The sequence below is a fragment of the Phenylobacterium sp. genome (assembly GCF_031425575.1).
In the GTDB taxonomy this organism is placed as follows: domain Bacteria; phylum Pseudomonadota; class Alphaproteobacteria; order Caulobacterales; family Caulobacteraceae; genus Phenylobacterium.
Genome location: NZ_JANPJP010000081.1, coordinates 15,845 through 38,380 on the forward strand (window position 1 = coordinate 15,845; position 22,536 = coordinate 38,380).

The following is a 22,536-nucleotide window of genomic DNA, read 5'->3' on the forward strand; positions in this document are numbered from 1 at the left end:
CTGGGTCCTGCGGTCATCGACGCTCCGGCGCGCACCGCTAGGGTCGCACGAGGAAGCTTCACCGGCAGGAAAGTAGAGTCATGTCCACCGCGCCGAAAGCCGAACGGCTGCTGCGGGCCTCGGCGGTCCTCTGGTACGCGGTCGCGGTCGCAGGCCTCGGGGCCTTTGGCGTCTACATCGCCGCCCTCTATGGCGCGGGCCTCGCGGGAGGCGATCTCAGCCGTTGGAACCGGGTCCTGCCCGACGGCCACGGCTATGTCGCGGGCGACATGAGGGGCAACCTGGCGCTGGGCGCCCACCTGGCCACGGCCTTCATCGTCACCCTCAGCGGGGGGCTGCAGCTGGTCCCGCAGATTCGCGCCCGCGCGCCCTGGCTGCACCGGTGGAACGGACGTCTGTTCATCGCCGTCGCGGGCGTGGCGGCGACGAGCGGACTCTTCATCGCCCTGACCCGCGGCGCGGTGGCGGGGACCTACATGACCGTCGGCAACGCCCTCAACGCCGCCCTGGTCCTGACCTTCGCCGCCCAGGCCTGGCGCACGGCGCGGGCGCGGGCTTTCGTCAGCCACCGGCGCTGGGCCCTGCGCCTCTTCGTGGTGATCAACGCCGTCTGGTTCTACCGCCTGGGCATGATGCTGTGGTTCGCCGCCAACCGGGGACCGGTGGGGCACACGGCCGCCTTCGACGGCCCCTTCGACATCTTCCTGGCCTTCGCCCACGTGCTCCTGCCCTTGGCGGTCCTGGAGCTCTACCTGGCGGCTGGAGCGCGGGGCGGCGCGTGGGCCAAGGGCGCCATGGCCGCGCTTCTGTTGGTGCTCAGCGTTGCGACGGCCGCGGGGGTCCTGCTGGTGGCGATGGGGATGTGGCTGCCGCGCCTCTAAGGCAGCCTCTCTGTCGCGACGGCTTCCCGTATGGCGGCTAGCCAGTGATCCGGGCGGAGGCCAGGATCGACTCCACCTCTGGGAGGCTGGCCTGGAAGTAGTGCTCGGCCGGCGCGAGATAGACTGTCAGGTAGAGCTTTCCCGAAACCTCGGCGACAATGCCGGTGCCCTTGATCTCCAGGCCCTCGCTGGTGCTGGCGTTCAGGTCGAAGCGCACGCCGGGCGCCCCGCCCAACAGCGCGGCGCGGGGGCGGACCAGTTCCACCCGCTGATAGCCCATGGCCGCCACGCTGTCGGAGACGAATTCCAGCCTCTCGCTGGCCGACATCCCGGCGCGCATCAGCGGAGTCGGGCGCTCCTTCACATACGACCTGACGATGTTGTCGCCGGGGACCAGACCACTGCCTACATAAAGGGCGTTCAGCAGGGGCCCGTCGATGGACAGCACCCGCACCTTCTTGCCCCTGTTGAGCATGATCGGCGTGATATCCGACCACATGCGGCCCAGGGTCACCTCTTGGCCGTCGCCCGCCTGGAAGCGGCCGGCCGGGGCGGCCGTCACGGTGGCGCAGCCCGCCAAGGCGAGCGCGACGAGTGCGGCGGCCAGGGGCCGAGTTACAAAACGCATGGTCATTTTCCCGATGTCAGGCTGTTCAGGCTGTCTTGCACGATCCAAGCGTCCTCCGCGGCGGGCGCCTTGGTCAGGTAGCTGTCATAGGCGGCCTTGGCGCTTGCCGGGTCGCCTTCCTTGCGCCGCAGATCGCCGAGCTCGCGCCACACGGCGACGGGGGCGTCTGGATAGGCCGACGCGGCCAGATAGGCCTCCCGCGCCAGGGTGAGATCCCCATCGCCCCGCCGCTGGCGGTAGGCCTCGCCGCGATAGAAGTTGAGCACGCCCAGATCCTCGCCGTCTCTGGCCAGCCGGCCGATGAGATGCAGGGTCTGGCCGAAGTCGCGCCGTCTCAGGTCATCCCGCAGCCATGCGGCGAGGTGCGGTCGAATCGCCGCTCGATGCCGGGCGCGGCCGGGTGCTCCGGCGTCAGGCAGAGCCTTCAGGTCGGCCTGCAGCGCCTGTATTCGCTCGGCGTCCACCGGATGGCTGGCGAAGATGTTGGTGCGGGCGCCTGAATTGCGCACCCGCTTGAAGTCCGACGCCTGGACCTCGTCCATCTGCGCACGCCAGATCTCGGTCGCCGCCGCCGGCCTATAGCCGGCCTGCGCGGCGCGACCGAGGCCAAGGCGGTCGGCCTCCAACTCGTTAGTCCGGTCAAATCCGAACAACGAGGCCATGCCGGCCAGATAGACCACGTCGATCAGGCCCCGGGTCGCATCCATAATCGAGCTTGCCCCGTCGTAGGTGTGGGCGCTGCTCGCCGCGGCCGCACCCGCCACCGCCACTCCAACGGAGAGCACCATCATGGCGTTCGCCGTCGACTTCCTCCGCCGCCAGGAGGTCAGCGAGTGGTTGCGGTCGAAATGACTGATCTCATGACCCAGGATGAAGGCGAGCTGCGCCTCGTCGGCGGCCCGCAGCAGCGTTCCCGACCACACCTCGGTGTAGCCGTTGGGCGCCATGGAGGCGTTGAAGAACGGGCGGTCCATCACATAGACCCGGATGTCGTCGCAGTGGTCCCGCGCCACCTTGCAGGCCACGTCGCGTACATAGGCGTTTAGCGCCGGGTCGCGGTCCAGTTCAGCTGACTGCCGGGCGCCGATCTCCGCCTTGTCCGACACCGACCACAGTCCGCCTTCGTCGCTGGTTAGGTCAGGGCGCGCGCCGGCCAGCCGCTGCGCCTGGGCGGCGGAGCCGACGGCCAGGCTGGCGACCGCGACGGCCGCCAGTAACCCGCCACGCAATGAAGCCCTCAGAGCGGCGCATCCTTGAGCATCGCCGTAACCAGCAGCTTGGCCCCGTCCAGCTGGCGCATGTCGGCGTTGGGGCCCGCAAGCGCAGTATTGTACCAGACGATCCGGCCGGTCTTGAGGTCCACGAGGGACGCCATGGCGTACTGGTTTCCCAGGGGAACGCTCACCCCCAAGGCCGCCAATCCGATCATGGCCACGACGCGACCGCCGCTGGCATAGGTTCCGCGCGCGGTGACGAATAGGGCGTAGTCCGCCTCATAGGCGCTCCCAAGCGCCCGGGCGCCCTCCCCCAGTGTCCAGTCGAACGCACCCTTTTTGGTGGGGATGTAACCATAGGGGATGGATCGGGTGACGGCCTCGTTGAGCCGCAGTAACTGGCCGGTCCGCCCTTCCATCGCGCCTTCCGGATCGATCATATTGAACTGATGGGCGCGCCCCCTCAGCGAGGCCGACATCTCGGCCGCCAGGTTGTCCTCGCCCTGCTGGCTCCAGTCGGCGCGCGCCTCCTGGAGGCCCGACGCGGTCAAGACCGCCAGGTGCACCTCCGGCTGCAACAGGATGATGCGCGCTCCGGCCGGGGGCTTTGGCGCGTCCTTGAAGGCCAGCTGGGTGCTGGTGGTCGTGCAGGCGGCCAGCAGCAAGCACGCGGCCACCGCCGCAACGATGCGTTTCATCTGGAAAGGCCCCCGGCTCTAAGCGCGGCCTACGCACCGCAGGTACAACCTAGGCGTTTCCTGGTGGCCCTGTCGACCCTGATTCCGGGCCAACCCCTGGCCCTAGCGAAGGCCACAGCCCTAAGATAGCGGCGCGTCTGGGGAGCGGCGGCAGGATGAACGGTTCAAAAGCTCGCGACGTCTTCCGCCTTCCCGGCTTCCTGGCCTTCTGGAGCGCCGAGACCGTCTCGGAGTTCGGGACCTACATCACCACCCTGGCCCTGCAGGTTATGGTGGTGGTGACCCTGCAGGGCGGCGCCACCGATGTCGGCCTGATGAACGCCTCGAGGTGGCTGCCCTATCTGGCGCTCGGCCTGATCATCGGCGCCCTGGTGGATCGCTGGCGGCGCAAGCCTCTGCTGGTGGGGACCGACCTTGGCCGCGCCGTGCTGTTGGGCGCGATCCCGGCCCTCTGGTGGCTGGGCTGGCTCAGCCTGCCGCTGCTGATGGTGTTCGTGGCCCTGTTCGGGGTGCTGACCCTGCTCAATGACGCGGCGTCCCAGTCCTTCGTGCCGCGCCTGGTCCCCGCCCCCTTCCTGTTGGCCGCAAACGCCCGCCTGGACCAGGGCGCCTCTGCGGCCCAGACCTCCGGCCCGGCGGTGGCCGGCGCCCTGGTCACCGCGGTGAGCGCGCCCCTGGCCGTGCTGTTGGACGCCGCCTCCTACCTGGTCTCCGCCCTGATGGTCTGGCGCATTCCGGTGGAGGAGCCGCGCCGCGCCGCCGCCGGCCCCCGCCCGCATCTGGGCCGAGAGATCGGCGAGGGTCTGGCCTTCGTCTACCGCCACCGTGTGCTCAGCCCCTTCGCGGTCGGCACCCACGGCTGGTTCCTGTTCAACGCCATGCTGACCACCGTCTTCGTGCCCTTCGTCCTGCTGGAGTTGAGGCTAAGCGCTTTTCAGCTCGGCCTCGCCCTGGCCGCCGCCGGGGTGACCGGCCTGGTGGGCAGCCTGCTGGCGACCCGGATCGGCCGCGCCTGGGGGGCCGGCGGGGCGGTGATCGCCTGCCGCGCCCTGATGCCCGTCGCGTGGGCGGTCATCGCGCTGGCGCCCGCCGCGGGCGGCACCTGGACCCTGGTGGCGCTGGCGGTCGGCCAAGGTCTTTACGGCCTGGCCATGGGCGCCTCCAACGCCAACGAGATGGGTTACCGACAGTCGGTCACGCCCGACGCCCTGCAGGCCCGCATGAACACCACCATGCGCTCCCTGAACCGGGCCATGATCGTGGTCGGCGCGCCCCTGGGCGGCTGGCTGGCCGACACCCTGGGCTATCGCCCCACCTTCTGGATCGCCATAGCGGGCTTCGTGGCCGTAACCCTCTTCCTCGCCGCCAGCCCCTTCCGCCGCGCGCGGCATGGGGACTGAGCCTGGGACAGCGCGGGCCGCTCCCTAGCGCCAGTCGTCAGGCCCCGGCGAGTCCATTGGGGGCTGGCCGCCCTTCCGGATCGGGGCGTCTGGCCGGGTCCAGAAGGCGCCGGTATGGGCGTTGTCGCTCCGGTGGATGGTCACGCTGGCGGGGTCGAAGTTCACGAACATGCGGGCGTTGACCGCGCGGATCGTCTCGGGCTGGTCCAGGGCGGTGTGGTGGGTGACACAGCCGCAGGTCTTGCAGCGCCAGAAGCCGATCCACCGGTTGCCCCAGATATAGGCCTCAACCGCGTCCTCCCCCTGGACGAGCTCCACGCTGAGCTCGGTCTTGCCGATAGGATCGGAGCGGTAGGCCCAGAGCACGCCGTAGCGTCGGCAGATCGAACAGTTGCAATCCAGCACCCAGGCCGGCGCCGGCTCCAGGGTGATCCGAACGGCTCCACAGTGACAGGCGGCCCTCACCATCGGCGGCTCCTTCTCCAGGCGAGACTCAGCCCCATCGCGCGGCCGCCTCGTCCCGCAGTTGCCGCTTCAGGATCTTGCCAGAGGCGATCCGTGGCAAGGGTTCGATGGCGAAGTGGACGTATCGGGGGATTTCGAAGCGGGCCAGGCGAGGCTCCAGGAAGGCCCGCAGCTCGGCCTCATCTAGGGCTGAGCGGGCGTAGATCGTCGCCCCCACCTCCTCGCCCAGGCGTTCGTCGGGCACGCCGTAGACGCTGGCTTCGATCACCTCGGGATGCTCCAGCAGCGCCGCCTCCACCGACCCGCAGCCGATGTTCTCCCCGCCGCGGATCACCAGGTCCTTGATGCGGTCGACGATGTAGACGAACCCGTCCTCGTCCACATAAGCCACGTCCCCGGTGCGCATCCAGCCGTCGACGAAGGTCTCGGCGTTGGCGTCGGGCCGGTTCCAGTAGCCGCGCATGATCGAGGCGCCGCGGATCTGCAGCTCGCCGCGCGTGTTGGCCGGCTGGGCCACGCCCGCCTCGTCGACGATGCGGATGTCGAGCACCCCTGACACCCGGCCCGAGCTGGCCGGATGGGCCAGGTAGTCGGCGCCGGCGATGGACGTGCCGATGGCGTTGGTCTCGGTCATGCCCCAGCCGGTATTGGGGGCGGCGTTGGGGAAGGCCTTGTCAATGGCGCGGACCTGCTCCGGCGCGCGGCTCGCCCCGCCGCCGCCCACGGCGATCAGCGAACTGAGGTCGCGGCCCTCCCGCCTCGCGATCTCCACCAGGTCGCCGGTCACCGCCGGCGGGCCGTTGAAACCGGTGATCTTCTCGCGCTCGATGATCTCGACGGCGCGGGCCGGGTCCCACTTGTACATGCAGACCAGCCGTCGCTGGGCGCGGAAGCTCTGCAGCAGACTGACGTGCAGGCCCGAGACGTGGAACAGCGGGATCGACAGCAGCGCCGCCGGCTGGGGTCCGCCGACCACCGGCGCGAACCCGGCCAGCATGCCGGCCTGGGCGTCCAGCTCCCAGGACAGCAGGGCCGACATGATGTTGCGGTGGGTCGAGACCGCCCCCTTGGGATGCCCGGTCGAGCCTGAGGTGTAGAGCATGATGGCGTCGTCGTCGGGGCCGACTTCACGCTCGGGGGGCGCCTCGCCCGCGCCGGCCATCACCGCGTCATAGCTCCGCACGCCGGCCGCCAGCGCCTGCGTCGCCCGCACCGCGATCACCGACAGCCCCTCGGGGTGCGCCTCACAGGCGGCCAGCCGGTCCAGCCGCTCCTGGTCGGCCAGCAGCAGCTTGGCGCCGGAGTCCTTCAGCCCGTATTCCATCTCGTGCGGCTGCCAGAGCGCGTTCATCGCCACCGCGATCGCCCCGATCGAGGTGGCCGCCATGAAGCCCAGGATCCATTCCGGATAGTTGCGCATGGAGATGGCGACCCGGTCGCCCTTGGCCACGCCATAGTCGGCGACCATCGCCGCCGCCAGCCGCTGCGACTGCGCCCACGCCTGCTCGAACGTCAGCCGCTCATCCTCATAGACGGTAAACGGCAGGTCGCTCCGCCCGGCTTCGAACAGGGCTCTCAGGTTGACCGGCGCATTGGCGAACGCCCGCACCCGGCGCCCGAGGGCCTCGATCTCCGTCAGCTCATAGGGCAACCCCTGGCCGGTCAGCTGCGCCAGCGCCTCGATCCTGTTCACGGTCTCACATCCCTGAAGTCGCCCGAACTGACGCCGAGCCAAGTGCGCGCTAGGCGCCAGAGTTCGAGAGCGATGTCCAGTCGGCGTGGCCCTTGGGCGCCCGCCGGGTGACCGTGAGGCCGCGATAGCGGGCCCTATGGGCGGCGAAGCGCTGCGATGAGTCGATCACAGCGTCAGCATAGCCTATGACGGGGTGTTCAACGCGCCACCGGAGATCCAATGGGCCACGTCAAACGGTATCTCCCCCTGTTGCTGCTGCTGGTCGCCGTCGGCGCCATGTTGGCCAGCGGGGTCACGCGCTACATCAGCCTCGAAGCGCTCCAGGCCAATGAGGCCGCCCTGCGTCAGCTGGTGACGGAGCGGTTACCCTTGGCCCTGGCGGCCTTCGTGGTGATCTATGCCGTGGCCACGGCGGTCAGCCTGCCGGGCGCCACCATCCTGACCCTGACGGGCGGATACCTGTTCGGAACCTGGCTGGGCGGAGCCGCCACGGTCATCGGGGCCACCATCGGTGCGGTGCTGGTCTTCTATGCGGTGAGGACCTCCCTCGGCCAGACGCTTCGGGATCGCGCGGAAGCTTCCGGGGGCCGCCTGAAGGCGGTGATCGACGGTGTTCAGGCGGGCGCCTTCGGCTACATCCTGACCCTGCGTCTGATCCCTCTTGCCCCGTTCTGGCTGGTCAACGTGGCCGCCGCCCTGGCCCATGCGCCGTTGCGAGCCTACGCCCTGGCGACGTTCTTCGGCATCATGCCCGCCACCTTCATCTACAGCGGCATAGGCGCCGGCATCGGAGAACTGTTGGCCCGGGGAGAGACCCCCGATCTGGGCGTGATCTTCGAGCCGAAGATCCTGCTGCCGCTGGTCGCCCTCGGTCTCCTCTCCCTCGGGACGACCCTGTTCCAGCGCCATCGCGCCAGATCGGGCCCGGCGCTATGAGCAAGATCGCAAAGATGCGGGCCGATATCGTGGTCATCGGCGCCGGCTCTGGCGGGCTTTCCGTCGCCGCCGGCGCGGCCCAGCTCGGCCTGAAGGTCGTGCTGTTCGAAAGGGGCGAGATGGGTGGGGACTGCCTCAACTATGGCTGCGTCCCCTCCAAAGCCCTGATCGCCGCCGCCAGCGCCGCCCACGACGCCCGCCCAGGTGGCCGGCTTGGTGTGACGACGGAAGGCGTGACGGTCGATTTCACCCGCGTGATGGCCCACGTGCACGCCACCATCGCCACCATCGCCCCGGTCGACAGCCAGTCTCGGTTTGAAGGCTTGGGGGTCACCGTGGTGCGCGAATCCGCCCGGTTCGTGGACGCCCGCACCGTGGCCAGCGAAAGCGTCCGGGTCGTCGGTCGCAAGATCGTCGTGGCCACCGGGTCGCGGGCCGCGGTTCCGCCGATCCCGGGACTCGATCAGGTCCCTTACCTGACCAACGAGACAGTGTTCGACCTGAAGGCGCTGCCGGAACGGCTGATCGTGCTTGGCGGCGGGCCTATCGGGATCGAGCTGGGCCAGGCCTTCCGCAGGCTGGGCGCCGAGGTGGTCATCATCGAGGCCGGCGAAGTCCTCGGCCGCGAGGACCGCGGCGCGGCCCAGGTCGTCATCGACCAGCTCGAGGCCGACGGGATCGAGCTGCTGGGCGGACACAAGGCCGTGCGGGTGGAGGCGGGGCCGACGGTCATCGTGCAGTCGGAGGCGGGCGAACGCGCCATTACAGGCTCCCACCTGCTGGTGGCGGTGGGCCGCCAGCCGGCCTTGGAAACGCTCGACCTCGATCGTGCGGGGGTGGCCTACGACCGCGACGGCATTCGAACCGACAAGTCCCTGCGCAGCAGCAACCGTCGGGTCTACGCCGTCGGGGACGCCGCCGGCCGCGGCCAGTTCACCCACCTGGCCGGCGCTCATGCGGGCCTGGTGGTCCGCCGCGCGATCTTCGCCCTGCCCGTCGACGCCGACGACCTACAGGTCCCAAGGGTGACCTATGCGGACCCTGAACTCGCAGCCATCGGGATCAATGAGGCCGAGGCGCGCAAGGCCCACGGCGACAGCATTCGGGTCGAGACGTTTGAATTCACCGACAACGACCGCGCCCAGGCGGAGGGCGACACCCGCGGTTTTGGCAAGCTGGTCACCACCGGCAAGGGCAAGGTGCTGGGCGTCACCATCGTGGGGCGACATGCCGGCGATCACATTCACATCTGGGCGTTGATGTTGTCGTCGCGGCTGAAACTCAGTCAGATGACCTCCGCCATCGCGCCCTATCCGGTCCGCAGCGAGATCGGCAAGCGGCTGGCCGGCCAGTGGTACACACCGGCCCTGTTTTCCGACCGGACACGGATGCTGGTGTCGATCCTCAAGCGGTTCGCCTGACCCGCGCGACAAACCCGACGTCCAGGCGGCGCTTGAGCCACAGGGCGCTGCGCCCCTGCCACCAGCATCGTCCGCGCAGCGCCAGGCCCGAGCCGTCGCCAAGGTCCATGATCGAAAGCCAGCGCCGCTGCGGAAGGTAGGGCTCGAGGCCGCCGGCCGCTGTCGCCGCGAGGTTGCGCAACAGGGTCGGCGCGGCCCGCACGCCGAAGACGCCGGCCATCGGCCTCGGCTCAGGGTCGATCACGCCGCAGTCGCCGGCGGCGAAGACACCCTCGTCGTTGATCGACCGCAATTCGGGTGTGACCCGCAGGCGTCCGCGGCCGTCCAGCGGCAATCCCAGGGCCGCGACGATCGGCGCAGCCTTCAGGCCGGTGGCCAGCACCAACATGTCGCAGGGCCGCTGCGCGCCCTCTGACAGCATGCAGTGGTCACCCGCCCGCGCCAGGACCTCGCCCGGCAGGATCACCACGCCGCGCCGAGCCAAGGAGCGCGTCAGCCGGGTGATCGCCGCCGCCGGCGCCCAGCCGGACGCCGCGCCCACCAGGCTCACATCTGGAACCATGCTGTGACGCTCCAGAAGTCCGGCCAGCGCGGCGGCGATCTCAAATCCCGACGGTCCGCCCCCGGCCACGACGACGCTGGGGGAGCGGCCCCTGGCCCGCAGGAACCTTTCGATCGCGCTCCGGAGGTCAAGCAGCCTGTCCAGGGGCTTGGCGGTCCAGACGCCCGGATCCGCCGCCAGGCCCCGGCGGTCTCGGGTGACGCTCCCCACATTGAGGGAGAGCCGGTCAAATTCGTGTTCTGTCCCGTCGTCCAGGATCAGGCGCCGCCGGGCCAGGTCGATGTCCGACGCCTCACAGGCCAAGTAAGCCACCCCCAGTCGCGCCGCCAGCGCCCCCACGTCGATGCGCGCCGCCGCCACCTCGAGGGCGCCCGAGAGCACGCCGGTGGCCAGGCCCGAATAGTGGAACTGAGGCGGCGCGATCAGGGTCGGCTCGACACCTGCCGCCCGCAGTCGATCGAGGTGGTGGATGACGTGCAGATGCGCATGGCCCGCGCCCACCAGGGCCAGCCTGCGGACACCCGTCACCGCCGGTCGGACCTCACCCCTTCGGCAACCGCTTCGACAGCCCCGCCAGATAGGCCTCGATACGGGCGGCGTTGGCCCCAAGATCGCTCAGCCCCACCCGCGAGGTAGAGCGCACATCGACGAGCGAACCCTCGCCGTCGGGGGCGCGCCGAATACGCACGGCCACGTCGTCCTTGAAGCCGAACCAGAAGGTCTCCGCCGTCGCCTCGATCACCCCCGAGCTCGGCGCACCGGCCGCGAGCGTCCAGCCCTCGGCGCGGGCCTGCGCCTGCGCGGCGTCATAGGTTGCGGCGGGGGTCGCCGACACCGCCAGGGTCTTGACGGTCGGATAGGCCGCCTGCCCCACCTCGCCCAGGGTCCGTGGGCCCAGGGCCGCGAACTGCGGCGCCTGATAGGGCTTCAGCGTCGACATCTTCGCACTCAGCGCGTTAACCGGATTGGCCCCCTGCGCCTGGCGGTCCGCCAGCACCCTCGCCGAGTGGATCGGCGGGTCGACCACGTTGGTGGCGATGTCGTGGATCGGCGGAATGGCCGCACCCCGCGCCCGCACCGTGGCCAGGTAGCCGACCCCCAGCGCCGGGATCAGCAACGCCGCCAGGGCGATGACCCAGCCCCGCCGGGGCGCGCGGACCAGGCAGGCGATCAGGGCGATCAACGCCAGGGCCAGGCCGATCCCCAAAACCGGCAGGGCGAACTTCGCGATCAGCACCCCCAGTCCGAATTGCCAGGGCCACAGGCCGAACTTCACCCCCAGGGCCGCGGCCATGAAATAGACGGGGATCAGCAGAGAAACGGCCAGCGACAGCCGCGCAAGGTTAAGTCTCATGATCTCGGCCCCGGGTTTCCATAGTGCAGTTGGAAGGGCGACAGGGTCTGCCGTCAACCAGGCAAGCGAGTCGGTACGATCTAGCGATCTTGCCGGAACTCGGCCCGGGCGATCAGACTCCTCTGAACCACGGTGAGCAGGCACAGGACCGTGAACAGACTGGCGATCACCGGGAACGCGGCGGGAAACAGGCACATCAGCGTGAAGGCCGCGATGGTCTCGGCGCCCTCGGCCAGGCCTGTGCTGTAGAAGAAGCTCTTGGCGCCGTGGCTCACGCTCTCCAGCCCGCGCTTGGCCGCCAAGGTCGCGTAGGCCAGGAAGCTCACGGCGGTCAGGGTGAAGCTGGCCACCAGGGCCAGGGCGTAGGGCAGATGCGCCGGCTCGGCGAACCCGAACCCCAGGGGTACGGCCAGGTAGAAGACGTAGTCGCACAGGATGTCGAGATAGCCGCCGAAGTCCGTGGGCCGGGTGGCCCTCGCGATCGCCCCGTCCAGGCCGTCCAGAAGCCGGCTCAGCGCGATCAGCGCCAGCCCCACCAGCGGATGCTGCAATCCGATGGCCAGACCCGCCAGCCCACCCGCCACCGCGCCGGCCACCGTCACCTGGTCGGCCGTGATCCCCCGCCGCGCCAGGGCCAGCCCCAGGCGGTTCAGCGGCGGATCGATCAACGGTCGCAGCTTTGAATCGAACACCGCAGAGGCCCTATCCTGAGAGGTGCGCGACGGGCGACGCACGTATGGCAAGTATAATACCCCCGCTGGCCTCGTGAGGCCCGGCCTTGGCAGGCCCCGTCAGGTTCCCCCGCTTCGCCGCCCGCGGCAGGCCTCCGAGCAGTAGCGCACCTCGTCCCACACCTTCGCCCACTTCTTCCGCCAGGTGAACGGTCGGTTGCAGACCAGGCAGGTCTTGGTGGGTAGGTCGCCCTTGGCGACGCCCTTCACAGGGTCCCCTCGCGCATGGCGGTCAGGTGCCGCTGGGCCTGGTCGCGCAGTCCCGCCTGCCGCGCCGGCCCCATCCTGTCCCAGGTGGCGTAGACGAAGGGCATGCGGACGTTGCGGCTGAACCGCTCGCGATGACGCGCCATGAAGTCCCAATAGAGCGCGTTGAACGGGCACGCCCGCTCCCCTACCGCCACGGTGGGGTCATAGGCGCAGCCCTGGCAGTAGTTACTCATCTTGCGGATATAGGCGCCGCTGGCGGCATAGGGCTTGGAGGCCAGCACCCCGCCATCGGCGTGCAGGGCCATGCCCAGCGTATTGGGCGCCTCGACCCACTCATAGGCGTCGGCATAGACCGCCAGGTACCACTCGTGCACCGCCTTGGGCGCCAGGCCCGCCAACAGGGCGAAGTTTCCGGTGATCATCAGCCGCTGGATGTGGTGCGAATAGGCGTGGTCATGGGTATGGGCCAGGGCCTCGCGCACACAGGCCATGCGCGTCTCGCCGCTCCAGTAGAACCAGGGCAGCGACTCGTGGGCCGCGAGCGCGTTCTGCTCCAGATAGCCCGGCATGAACCGCCAGTAGACCCCGCGCACAAACTCCCGCCAGCCGAGGATCTGGCGGATGAACCCCTCGGCGGCGTTCAGCGGCGCATGGCCCTCGCGCCAGGCGGCCTCGGCCTTGCGGCACACCTCCAGCGGATAGAGCAGGCCCGCATTGATATAGGCCGCCAGCAGGGAGTGGCGCAGCCACGGCTCGCCCCGGAGCATGGCGTCCTGATAGTCGCCGAACCCCGGCAGAATGTGGGCGATGAAGTGGTCCAGCTCCCGCAAGGCCTGGCGCCGGGTCACCGCGAAGTGGAAAGGCTCCAGCCGGCCGTAGCCCTCCGGGAACCGCCGCCGCACCAGCTCCAACACCTCGCGGGTGATGGCGTCCTTCTTGAAACTCAGGCGCCGCGGGGACGTAAGCCCCGCCTTGGGCGGCTTGCGGTTCTCCGCATCAAAGTTCCAGCGGCCCCCGGCCGGCTTGCCGTCCGGCTCCATCAGCACATCGTGGCGCCTGCGCATGTCGCGGTAGAAGTACTCCATCCGCAGCTCACGCCGGTCCCCGGCCCAGGCGTTGAACGCATCGTGCGAGCACAGGAACCGCGTGTCGGGCAGGATCTCCAGCTCCACCGGCAGGGCCAGCCGCAACGCCTCAAACCCCTCCCGCAGCCGCCACTCCCCCGGCTCGGTGACCGCCACCCGCTCAGGCACCAGCTCCGCCACCGCCCGCAGAATCTCGCCCTCCAGGCTCTGGCTGTTGCCGTCGTCCTCCAGCGCCACATACCGCACCTGGTACCCCGCCGCCCGCAGCGCCGCCGCGTAGTGGCGCATGGCCGAAAACAGGAAGGCGATCTTCTTGACGTGGTGGTTCACATAGGACGCCTCGGCCATCACCTCGGCCATCAGGAAAACGTCGCGCGCCTTGTCGGCGCCGGCGACGACCTCCAAGCGGGTGGAGAGCTGGTCGCCGAGGATGACGCGCAGAACGGTCACGGGACGCTAGGTGGCTTGGCCGGTCAGGGCGCGCGGGAGCGGCGGCGCCTCGTGGGCGAAATCAGGGACCATGGCGGCTCGCGGGGAAGGAAAACGAAACGCCTACCTACCGGGGAACGGTGCGCCTGTCCCCTATCTCGAACAGCCCGCCAACCCGGTCCTGACGCCCCCAAGTTGAACGGGTTGTCAGGGGCGCAGTTCAAGCTTTTCCAGGCCTCGGAAGAAGGGCAGCGAGCGCCACGCCGGCTTCGCGTCCGGCTCCGCGAAACGCAGGTTCGGGAAGCGTTCGAACAGGCGCAGCAGCGCCACCTGCGCCTCCAACCGCGCAAGCGGCGCGCCGATGCAGATGTGCGCACCGCCGCCGAACGCGACATGCGGCACGTGCTTGCGCGTGATATCGAAGCGGTGCGGATCGTCGAATGCGGCGGGATCGCGGTTGGCGCCGCGCAGCGACATGATCAGCGACTGGTGCGCCTTTACGGGACAGACGCCCACGGCCATGTCGCGCGACGCGATGCGGGCGGTGATGTCCACCGGCGGCTCGTAGCGCAGAACTTCTTCGACGGCGGCGTTGATCAGGCTCGGATCGGCGCGCAGCTTGGCCAGCTCGCCGGGGTTGAGCAGGAACAGGCGCACGGCGTTGCCGATAAGATCGGTGGTGGTGAGATTGCCGCCGACCAGCAGCGCGGTCAGGTTAATGCGCAGCTCCTCGTCGGAGAGGTTCGCGCCCTGCGCCTGCAGCCGCGTCATGTCGGAGATCAGATCGTCCTGCGGCGCCTTGCGGCGGGCCTGCAGCATCTCCGTGAAATAGCCGTTCAGCGCCTCGCTGGCCTTTTCCATCCGCACCGTGGCTTCCGGCGTGCGCATCGGGTTCAGCGACTGGATCACGTCTTCGGACCACGTGCGGAAATCACCGAGGCGGGAATGATCGACACCCAGGATGGCGGCGATGACGTCGATCGGGATCGGCACGCAGAAGGTGTCCATCAGGTCGAAGCTGTCGCGGCCGTCGAGCCGGTCGAGCGATTCCTTCACGATGCGCTCGATCTCCGGCCGGAATTTCGCAACCCGCGCGTAGAGCGCCTGCGTCAGCGGCCCGCGCACGCGGGCGTGGTCGGGATCGTCGAGCATCAGGATGCTGGTGGAGTGCGAGCGCGGCGTGGCGGGATCGTAGTTCTCGAGCAACCGCCTCTGCATCATGGAGGCTTCCTCGGCGTGCAGCGGATCGCGCCACAGCGTGCGGTCAGACACCAGCGCCCGGACATCGGCGTGGCGGGAGACCATGAAGACGCCGGCCATGTCGTCGCGATGCACAGGGCTCTGCGTGCGTAGCGCGTCAAGCAGCACGTGCGGATCGTCACGGAAGGCCGGGTTAAGCGGTGTCAGCTGCAGCAGGCTCGGCGGCGGCGTTTCGGCCATGGTCGTCCCTCTTCATCGTCTGGCATGTTCCCGGAATCTTACCACACGAAAGGCCCGCATCGGCGTGTCGTCCGAGACAGAGATCGTGGGCGTTGCGGTGACACTGCAGGATACACATCGCGCCCAACGCCTGCGAAATTGCGGTGCATTTAACGCCGTCGGGAGCTGGGAGCGGGCACAAACGCACTGTCCTAGGCCAAGGCTAGGATGAAGGACGTGGCGGTGGTGTGTCTTGAACCCACGCCTCAGCTGCCGTATATACTCGTGATCACGGAGACCATCGCCATGACCATCGCCGACAGCCGGACCTTCCGAAGCGGCAATAGCGAGGCGGTTCGTCTACCCAAGGGCGTGGCCTTCGGGCGCGAGGTCGAGCTGACCATCATCCGTTCCGGCGACGTGCTGACCATCTTTCCGAGCCGGCCGCCCATCGGCGATCTGGTCAAGACCCTAGCGGCGCTCCCCGCGCCCCGCGAGATCGAGGTCCGCGATGTCGAGGAGCTGCCCGAGCGGCCCGGCCTCTGAGCCGTGGCCGCCTTCCTGCTCGACACCAATGTCCTGATCGGCCTGCGCGACGGCGACCCGACCGTCACCAACCGGGTCTCGGCCCTGGACGGCGCCATCCTTATGTCGATCGTCAGCCGCGTGGAGCTCGAGGGCGGGGTGTATCGCGATCCATCCCAGGCGGGCCTGCGCCGCCCGCGCCTGGACGCGATCCTGGCGGCGCTTCCGGTCCTGGCCTTCGACGACGCGGCGGCCGACGCCTACCGGGTCATTGTCGAGAGCGCCGGCTATTCGCGGCGCAAGCTATTGGACCGGATGATCGCGGCCCAGGCCCTGGTCCACCGCGCCACCCTGGTCACCCAGAACCCGGCGGACTTCCAGGACGTGCCAGGGCTCGACCTGCTGGCCTGGTGAGCCGCGGCCCATCCCCTCCCCCGTCATCCTAGGCCTTGTGCCTAGGACCCCTCTGTCGACGGGCATCGCGATGCAGGTCAAAGCCTCAACCGCGCCACTACACCCTGCGGCGCCCATGGATCGGAGACAGGGGTCCTAGGCACAAGGCCTAGGATGACGGGCTTGGGATGTTCGGCGCCAAGTCCCCCTACCCCACCTTCCCCGTAGACTCCCGCACCACCAGCTGCGGCTGCACCTCGTGCGCGTCGGCCCGCTTCTCGCGCAGGGCGTTGGGCACCAGCATTTCGCCGGCCATCCGGCCCATGTCCCGCAGGGGCAGGCGCACCGAGGTCATGGGGGGCCAGAGGCGCACGGCGATGGGGGCGTCGTCGTAGCCCACCACCGAGACGTCCTCGGGAATGCGCAGGCCAGCTTCCCGGGCGGCGGTGTAGACGCCGGTGGCCATCTCGTCGTTGAGGCAGAAGATGGCCGTGGGGCGGGCCTCCAGGGCGAACAGCTCCAGGGCGGCGTTGACGCCGCTCTCATAGGTGTAGGCGCCGATCTTGGCGAGGTCTGGGGAGAGCGTCAGGCCGGCCTCGGCCAAACCTTCCTCGAAGCCCTTCTTGCGCTCAATCGAAGAGCGGAAGGTGGGGGGGCCGGAGATCAGCGCGATGCGGGTGTGGCCGAGGTCGGCCAGGTGGCGCGCAGCCTGGGCCGCGCCGCGGCCGTCGTGGCTGACCAGCATGCGGTCGGGCTCGTCGAGGGCCACCGAGCCGATCCTCACATAGGGGACGTCCAGCTCGCGCAGCAGGGCGGCCAGTTTCTCGTCCTCCGAGACCGGCGAGGGCAGGACCACGGCGAACAGTTTCTGGCGCTCCACGAAGTCGCGCATGTCGGCCAGCAGGCGGGGCGAATTGCGGTCCACCGGGCGGACCACCAGTTCGAAGCCCGAGCCGGCCATGGCGTCCAGCAGGCCCTGCTGGTGGCTGATGGTGTGCTGGGGGTTGGGGTTGTCGTAGATCAGCCCCACCAGGAAGGCGCGGCGGAAGGCCAGGCCGCGGGCCTGCGGGTCGGGGACGTAGCCCGTCTCGCGCATGATCTCCAGAACCGCCTTGCGGGTCTCCTCCTTGACGAAGGGGCTCTCGTTGATGACCCGGCTGACGGTCTTCTTCGACACCCCGGCCAGGCGGGCGACGTCATTGATGGTGTGCCGCTTGGTCTTGTCGGAGCCTGGGTCGCGTGCCGCCACGGGGGAAATGTCCTCATTCCTGTCCCGGTGTCATAACCTGCGCCGCGCCGTCGCGCCAAGCGGACCTGTCGGGGGTGGGATCGGGCCGACAAGCTGACCTCTAGGTGCCCCGCGCCTTGGTCCCGGAGTCCAGCACCTCGGGCCGCCTGGAGGTCATGTCCTCCAGGTTCCAGTCGCCCTCATTGAAGGGCCGCCGGGTGGGGGTCTGGGTGGGATAGCCGTGCAGGTCGTTCTCGGAATCGATGATCCGGCCCCGCCCCTCGGCCACGTCGGCGATCAGGCGGACGTCGTCATAGTCCCGGTCCCAAGGCCGGGCGCCGGCGGTCATCAGCACGCTCTGCTGCACGGCGGCGGCGGCCATGGGCTTGAGGCCCGGCGGCCAGACCGGCGCGGTCTTCACCTCGATGATCCTGGCCGGCGAGGTGGTGTAGCGCCCGAGCATGGGCAGCGGCCGTCCGATGCGGTCCACGGCGATGTTGTCGCGGGCGTAGTACTCCACGTCGCCATAGCCGCCGAGTTGGAAGAAGGCGATCTGGTCGACCGGGGTGTCGATGCCGGCCCGCAGGGCGTTGCCCACCGCCACGATCTTGCCGACCTGGAAGGGACGGTTGCCCCACTCCTCGGCCTGCAGGTTGTAGTGCACCGCGCGCTGGCCGGGGTCGTAGATCAGGTTGTTGGCCATCACGGCGTGGACCCCGCCCTTGAACAGCGCGCTGCGCTCGTAATTGTGGGCGTACAGATTACCCACGATCAGCAGGTCGGTGACGTTGTCGTGGACCAGGGTGCCCTTGGAATGCTCGATCTTGTCGTGGGTCGAGTGGGCCAGGCTCTCGGCGATGATGTTGTTGGAGAAGGTGATGCGTCGGCTGGTGCCCGCGCGCCATTCCTGGGGCGTGTTTCCGGTGAAGCGGGGACCTGAGACCGAGAGGTTCTCGTCGCTGGCCCAGGTCAGGGTGCAGTGGTCGATGATGATGTTCCAGGCCGCGCCGGCGGTGGAGATGGCGTCCTCGTTCCAGCCGCTCTTCTTGGCCTGACCGGCCTCGCCGGGGCGCACGCGGATGTGCTGGATCACCACGTCGTGGCCGCCGATGTCCATGCCGCCGCGGATCAGGGTGACGCCCGGCGAGGGCGCCGTCTGGCCCGCGATGGTCAGGAAGGGCTCGGTGACCTTGATGGTCTTGCGATCCAGGTCGATCACCCCGCCCACCTCGAAGACCACGATGCGCGGTCCCTTGGCTTCCACGGCCTCGCGCAAGGAGCCGGGGCCGGCGCCGGCCAGGCTCATGACCTTGATGATCCGCCCGCCGCGCCCGCCGGGCGTTGTCGCCGCCCAGCCCTGCGCGCCCGGAAAGGCCAGGGGCTCTGCGGCTTGGCCGGCGCCGGCGGCCAGCAGGATGAAAAGCGCCGCGGCGATGGCGAGACGGATGCCCATGAGGTTCTCCCTGACGCCCGAAAATTGCGAATTTGGGACTTGATTTGAAAATGACACCGGTTTCCTCTAGAGACAACAGCGCCTTTCGAGGGCGAGGGAGTGGGGAGGCGATTCCGCGTGAGCGTTCCGGCGGCAAGCACGGCCGATGGCTTTCCCACGGACGACGTGGCGGCGCGGTTCGTGCGCGCGCGCCTGTCGGCCGCCGCCCTTCCAGACTTCCCCGGCCCCGTGCCCAGCGACCTCGCCACCGGTTACCGCGTGCAGGAGGCGGCGCTCGCGCTCTGGCCTGACGAGGTGGCCGGCTGGAAGGTCGGACGGGTGCCTCCCGAACACGAGCAACGCCTGAACAGCAACCGCATCTGCGGCCCGATCTTCGCCAAATCGCTGTGGCATGTGAGGCCCGGCGAGGTGACCCCCTTCCCGGTCTTCGAAGGTGGGTTCGCGGCCGTGGAGGCTGAGTATGTGGCGCGCATCGCCTTCGACGCCCCGGCCGACAAGCTGACCTGGACCCTGCAGGAGGCCGCCGACCTGATCGGCGCCCTGCACATGGGCATGGAGCCCGCCGGCAGCCCGCTGGCCAGCATCAACCTCCTGGGCCCCACCGTGGTGGTCTCCGACTTCGGCAACAACGCCGGCCTGATGGTGGGGGCGGAGATCGCCGACTGGCGCGAGCGCCGGCTGGAGGACCTGCGCTGCGAGACCGTGATCGAGGGCAAGATCGTGGGCCAGGGCGGCGCCTTCATCCTGCCGGGCGGGCCCGTGGAATCCATCCGCTTCCTGGCCGAACACGTCGCCCGGCGCGGACGTCCGCTGAAGGCCGGCATGTACATCTGCACCGGCGCGGCGGCCGGCATCCATGACATCGCCGCGGGCCAGAAGGGCGCCGTGCGCTTCGAGCGCTCCGGCGAGATCGCGTGCGCGGCCTATCCGGCCAAGCCCGCGACCTGACGCGACAATCTCCCGCGCTAGGCGACGGCGCGGGGGTTCAAGAGATGTCGCCAAGGCGAAGAAACAGAAGGGCGTCCTGTCCATGACCACCACCACCGACACCGGCCCCGCCGCCACGGCGGACGGCAAGATGACGCGCCGCCGCTGGGTGATCTGCGCCCTGCTCTTCACCGCCGTGGTGATCAACTATGTCGACCGGCAGATGCTGGGGGTGCTCAAGCCCTTCATGTCCGACGAGATGGGCTGGAGCGAGACCGACTACGCCGACATCGTCTTCTACTTCCAGGCGGCCTATGCCGCCTCCTACCTGCTGTTCGGGGCCTTCGTGGACCGGGTGGGCGCCAAGATCGGCTACGCCACGGCCTTCATCATCTGGCAGCTGGCCCATATCGCCCACGCCGGCGCCAGCACGCTCAACCAGTTCTTCCTGGTCCGGGTCCTGCTGGGTGTGGGTGAAGGCGGCAACTTCCCCGGCGGGGTCAAGGCCGTCACCGAGTGGTTCCCCAAGAAGGAGCGCGCCTTCGCCACCGGCATCTTCAACGCCGGCGCCAATATCGGGGCGGTGATCACCCCCCTGGTGGCCCCCATGATCATGCTGGCCTACGGCTGGCGCGCGGCCTTCATCATCACCGGCGTCATCGGCATGCTGTGGATCGTGGCCTGGCTGGTCATGTACCGGTCGCCGGAAAAGGAGCCCAAGGTCAACGCCGCCGAGCTCGCCCACATCCGTTCCGACCCCGAGGATTCCGACCAGAAGGTCAGCTGGCTGAAGGTGGCCACCAAGCGCGAGACCTGGGCCTACGCGCTCGGCAAGTTCCTGATCGATCCGGTCTGGTGGATGCTGCTGTTCTGGCTGCCCGACTATTTCAAGAAGACCTTCGACCTCAACGTCACCACATTCGGCCTGATGCTGGCGGCGGTCTATCTGATCTCCGACGTTGGCAGCGTCGGCGGCGGCTGGATGTCTTCACGGCTGATGAAGGCCGGGCGCAGCCTGAACGTCTCGCGCAAGATGACCATGCTGGTCTGCGCCTTCGCCACCCTTCCCTACTTCTTCATCACCCAGATAGACGACCTGTGGACGGCGACCGCCGTGGTCGGCCTCGTGGCCGCCGCGCATCAGGCGTTCTCGGCCAATCTCTACACCTTGCCCGGCGACGTCTTCCCCCGAAGCGCCGTGGGCTCGGTCATCGGCATCGGCGGCATGCTGGGCGGCATCGGCGGCATGGTGATGGCCAAGTCGGTGGGCCAGGTGCTGGAGTCGGCCGGGGGCTATGGCCCGATCTTCGCGGTCTGCGGCTGCATCTACTTCCTGGCCCTGCTGGCCGTGCACCTGCTCTCGCCGAAGATGGCCCCGGCCAAGGTCTAGGCGGGGGCGGCGCCATCTCAAGTTGACGCAGGCGTCATTTTCCTCCAATGCCAGGGCAACCGGAGGAACGGAAATGAGCGACGGATCGATCGACCTCAACAGCGACGTGCGCGCGAAGGTCTACGCCACCCCCCTGGAACTGCTGAATCCGGCGCAGCCGGAACTGTTCCGGCAGGACGCGCACTGGGCGATCTTCGAGCGCCTGCGCAAGGAAGACCCGGTCCACTACACCGCCGAGCACGAGTTCGGCCCGTATTGGTCGATCACCAAGTACAACGACATCATGACCGTGGACACCAACCACGAGGCCTTCTCCTCCGAGGGCGGCATCACCATCGCCAACCAGACGGCCGGCGAAGGCCCCCTGCCGATGTTCATCGCCATGGACCCGCCCAAGCACGACGTGCAGCGCAAGACCGTCAGCCCGGCGGTCTCGCCGATGAATCTGGCGATCCTGGAGCCGCTGATCCGCGAGCGCGCCTGCAAGATCCTCGACAGCCTGCCGATCGGCGAGGAGTTCGACTGGGTCGACAAGGTCTCCATGGAACTGACCGCCATGACCCTGGCGACCCTGTTCGACATGCCGCAGGAAGACCGCCGCAAGCTGACCTACTGGTCTGACGTGGTGACCGCGGCGCCGGGCCAGGGCCTGATCGACACCATCGAGCAGAAGATGGAGATCTTCGTCGAGTACCACGGCTATTTCACCAAGCTGTGGAACGAGCGGGTCAACGCGCCGCCGGCCGGCGACCTGATCTCCATGCTGGCCCACGGCGAGGCCACCCGGAACATGGAGCCCCGCGAGTACTTCGGAAACATCGTGCTGCTGACCGTCGGCGGCAACGACACCACCCGCAACACCATCACCGGCTCGGTCCTGGCCCTGAACCAGAACCCCGACCAGTACAAGAAGCTGCGGGAGAACCCGGGCCTGATCCCCTCGATGGTCTCCGAGACCATCCGCTGGCAGACCCCGCTCGCCCACATGCGCCGCATCGCCACCCGCGACTTCGAGATCGGCGGCAAGACCATCAAGGCCGGCGACAAGGTCGTCATGTGGTACGTCTCGGGCAACCGCGACGACGAGGTGATCGTGAACCCGAACGCCTACATCATCGACCGCGAGCGTCCCCGTCAGCACATCTCCTTCGGCTTCGGCATCCACCGCTGCGTGGGCAACCGTCTGGCCGAACTTCAGCTGAAGATCATCTGGGAAGAAATCCTGGCCCGTTTCCCCGACATCCAGGTCGTCAGCGAACCGAAGCGGGTCTATTCCAGCTTCGTGAAGGGGTATGAGAGCATGAAGGTGATCATCCCCACCCGTTATTGATCAGTGCCGATTTCTGACAGTATCGCGCAATAATCACGCCGCCCCTCGAGATGGGGGCGGCGTTTTGCTGTCACGCCTGCCCGCTGGCTTAAATCCCTTTCGCGGTCGGGCTTGCACGCGATCAGGTTCGAATAACATCGTTCCGTCATTTCCCAGCCGCATTA

Annotated in this window: 22 protein-coding genes; 9 read left to right on the top strand and 13 right to left on the bottom strand. The window is 68.7% G+C overall.

Going from position 1 to position 22,536, the window contains the following annotated elements; genetic code table 11:
- Positions 1 to 80 precede the first annotated feature (80 nt).
- Positions 81 to 881, top strand: coding sequence for a DUF2306 domain-containing protein (locus RMO97_RS04465; RefSeq protein WP_310539336.1), 801 nt, complete (start codon positions 81 to 83; stop codon positions 879 to 881).
- A 37-nt stretch (positions 882 to 918) separates the two neighbouring features.
- Here RMO97_RS04465 and RMO97_RS04470 read toward each other — a convergent pair whose 3' ends face one another.
- Genes RMO97_RS04470 through RMO97_RS04480 form a run of 3 tightly spaced genes read right to left on the bottom strand, consistent with a single transcriptional unit; the run spans position 919 to position 3,421 of the window.
- A complete protein-coding gene (locus RMO97_RS04470) occupies positions 919 to 1,509 on the bottom strand; it encodes a hypothetical protein (protein ID WP_310539337.1) in 591 nt (196 codons plus the stop codon).
- A gap of 2 nt (positions 1,510 to 1,511) precedes the next feature.
- Positions 1,512 to 2,738 (bottom strand): M48 family metalloprotease, encoded by a 1,227-nt coding sequence (locus tag RMO97_RS04475; protein WP_310539338.1) that lies wholly within the window; start codon positions 2,736 to 2,738, stop codon positions 1,512 to 1,514.
- An 8-nt stretch (positions 2,739 to 2,746) separates the two neighbouring features.
- Entirely contained in the window at positions 2,747 to 3,421 is a 675-nt protein-coding gene (locus RMO97_RS04480; protein ID WP_310539339.1) for a hypothetical protein, read from the bottom strand.
- Between the two features lie 155 nt (positions 3,422 to 3,576).
- On the opposite strand from RMO97_RS04480, the gene RMO97_RS04485 reads away from it, so the two are divergent.
- On the top strand, positions 3,577 to 4,821 hold the full coding sequence (locus tag RMO97_RS04485) for an MFS transporter (RefSeq protein WP_310539340.1): 1,245 nt from the start codon (positions 3,577 to 3,579) through the stop codon (positions 4,819 to 4,821).
- A gap of 24 nt (positions 4,822 to 4,845) precedes the next feature.
- Here the strand turns inward: RMO97_RS04485 and RMO97_RS04490 are convergent, their stop codons facing one another.
- Together RMO97_RS04490 and RMO97_RS04495 are read right to left on the bottom strand one after the other, a co-directional pair.
- Positions 4,846 to 5,289 carry a hypothetical protein gene (locus RMO97_RS04490; protein WP_310539341.1) on the bottom strand — a complete coding sequence of 148 codons (444 nt, stop codon included), beginning with the start codon at positions 5,287 to 5,289 and terminating at the stop codon, positions 4,846 to 4,848.
- A gap of 25 nt (positions 5,290 to 5,314) precedes the next feature.
- The gene (locus tag RMO97_RS04495; RefSeq protein ID WP_310539342.1) at positions 5,315 to 6,979 is read right to left on the bottom strand and encodes a class I adenylate-forming enzyme family protein; all 1,665 of its coding nucleotides are present in this window, start codon (positions 6,977 to 6,979) and stop codon (positions 5,315 to 5,317) included.
- A 219-nt stretch (positions 6,980 to 7,198) separates the two neighbouring features.
- Here RMO97_RS04495 and RMO97_RS04500 point away from each other — a divergent pair, with 219 nt between their 5' ends.
- Positions 7,199 to 7,915, top strand: coding sequence for a TVP38/TMEM64 family protein (locus tag RMO97_RS04500; protein ID WP_310539343.1), 717 nt, complete (start codon positions 7,199 to 7,201; stop codon positions 7,913 to 7,915).
- A complete protein-coding gene (locus RMO97_RS04505) occupies positions 7,912 to 9,336 on the top strand; it encodes an FAD-dependent oxidoreductase (RefSeq protein ID WP_310539344.1) in 1,425 nt (474 codons plus the stop codon). The genes RMO97_RS04500 and RMO97_RS04505 overlap by 4 nt, the downstream gene beginning before the upstream one ends.
- Here RMO97_RS04505 and RMO97_RS04510 read toward each other — a convergent pair.
- From RMO97_RS04510 to RMO97_RS04535, 6 genes are all read right to left on the bottom strand, one after another.
- Positions 9,320 to 10,426 (bottom strand): FAD-dependent oxidoreductase, encoded by a 1,107-nt coding sequence (locus RMO97_RS04510; RefSeq protein WP_310539345.1) that lies wholly within the window; start codon positions 10,424 to 10,426, stop codon positions 9,320 to 9,322. The genes RMO97_RS04505 and RMO97_RS04510 overlap by 17 nt on opposite strands.
- Positions 10,427 to 10,439: 13 nt before the next feature.
- Complete coding sequence (locus tag RMO97_RS04515; RefSeq protein ID WP_310539346.1) at positions 10,440 to 11,252, bottom strand: DUF1499 domain-containing protein; 813 nt, start codon at positions 11,250 to 11,252, stop codon at positions 10,440 to 10,442.
- An 80-nt stretch (positions 11,253 to 11,332) separates the two neighbouring features.
- On the bottom strand, positions 11,333 to 11,944 hold the full coding sequence (locus tag RMO97_RS04520; RefSeq protein ID WP_310539347.1) for a CDP-alcohol phosphatidyltransferase family protein: 612 nt from the start codon (positions 11,942 to 11,944) through the stop codon (positions 11,333 to 11,335).
- Positions 11,945 to 12,043: 99 nt separating this feature from the next.
- On the bottom strand, positions 12,044 to 12,193 hold the full coding sequence (locus RMO97_RS04525; RefSeq protein ID WP_310539348.1) for a DUF2256 domain-containing protein: 150 nt from the start codon (positions 12,191 to 12,193) through the stop codon (positions 12,044 to 12,046).
- Positions 12,190 to 13,728: a cryptochrome/photolyase family protein gene (locus tag RMO97_RS04530; RefSeq protein WP_310539349.1), complete on the bottom strand. Its 1,539-nt coding sequence runs from the start codon at positions 13,726 to 13,728 to the stop codon at positions 12,190 to 12,192. The genes RMO97_RS04525 and RMO97_RS04530 overlap by 4 nt, the downstream gene beginning before the upstream one ends.
- A gap of 186 nt (positions 13,729 to 13,914) precedes the next feature.
- Positions 13,915 to 15,147 (bottom strand): cytochrome P450, encoded by a 1,233-nt coding sequence (locus RMO97_RS04535; protein ID WP_310539350.1) that lies wholly within the window; start codon positions 15,145 to 15,147, stop codon positions 13,915 to 13,917.
- Between the two features lie 285 nt (positions 15,148 to 15,432).
- On the opposite strand from RMO97_RS04535, the gene RMO97_RS04540 reads away from it, so the two are divergent.
- Together RMO97_RS04540 and RMO97_RS04545 are read left to right on the top strand one after the other, a co-directional pair.
- Positions 15,433 to 15,672: an AbrB/MazE/SpoVT family DNA-binding domain-containing protein gene (locus RMO97_RS04540; RefSeq protein ID WP_310539351.1), complete on the top strand. Its 240-nt coding sequence runs from the start codon at positions 15,433 to 15,435 to the stop codon at positions 15,670 to 15,672.
- Between the two features lie 3 nt (positions 15,673 to 15,675).
- Complete coding sequence (locus RMO97_RS04545) at positions 15,676 to 16,065, top strand: PIN domain-containing protein (RefSeq protein WP_310539352.1); 390 nt, start codon at positions 15,676 to 15,678, stop codon at positions 16,063 to 16,065.
- Between the two features lie 187 nt (positions 16,066 to 16,252).
- Here the strand turns inward: RMO97_RS04545 and RMO97_RS04550 are convergent, their stop codons facing one another.
- Together RMO97_RS04550 and RMO97_RS04555 are read right to left on the bottom strand one after the other, a co-directional pair.
- Positions 16,253 to 17,293, bottom strand: a complete 1,041-nt coding sequence (locus RMO97_RS04550) for a LacI family DNA-binding transcriptional regulator (protein ID WP_310539353.1) — start codon at positions 17,291 to 17,293, stop codon at positions 16,253 to 16,255.
- A 100-nt stretch (positions 17,294 to 17,393) separates the two neighbouring features.
- A complete protein-coding gene (locus RMO97_RS04555) occupies positions 17,394 to 18,725 on the bottom strand; it encodes a pectate lyase (RefSeq protein WP_310539354.1) in 1,332 nt (443 codons plus the stop codon).
- Positions 18,726 to 18,842: 117 nt separating this feature from the next.
- Between RMO97_RS04555 and RMO97_RS04560 the strand changes: the two genes are divergently transcribed.
- The 3 genes from RMO97_RS04560 (at position 18,843) to RMO97_RS04570 (ending at position 22,372) form a co-directional block, all read left to right on the top strand.
- Entirely contained in the window at positions 18,843 to 19,673 is an 831-nt protein-coding gene (locus RMO97_RS04560) for a 2-keto-4-pentenoate hydratase (RefSeq protein ID WP_310539355.1), read from the top strand.
- Between the two features lie 82 nt (positions 19,674 to 19,755).
- A complete protein-coding gene (locus tag RMO97_RS04565) occupies positions 19,756 to 21,042 on the top strand; it encodes an MFS transporter (protein ID WP_310539356.1) in 1,287 nt (428 codons plus the stop codon).
- A 73-nt stretch (positions 21,043 to 21,115) separates the two neighbouring features.
- Positions 21,116 to 22,372: a cytochrome P450 gene (locus RMO97_RS04570; protein ID WP_310539357.1), complete on the top strand. Its 1,257-nt coding sequence runs from the start codon at positions 21,116 to 21,118 to the stop codon at positions 22,370 to 22,372.
- Positions 22,373 to 22,536 lie beyond the last annotated feature (164 nt).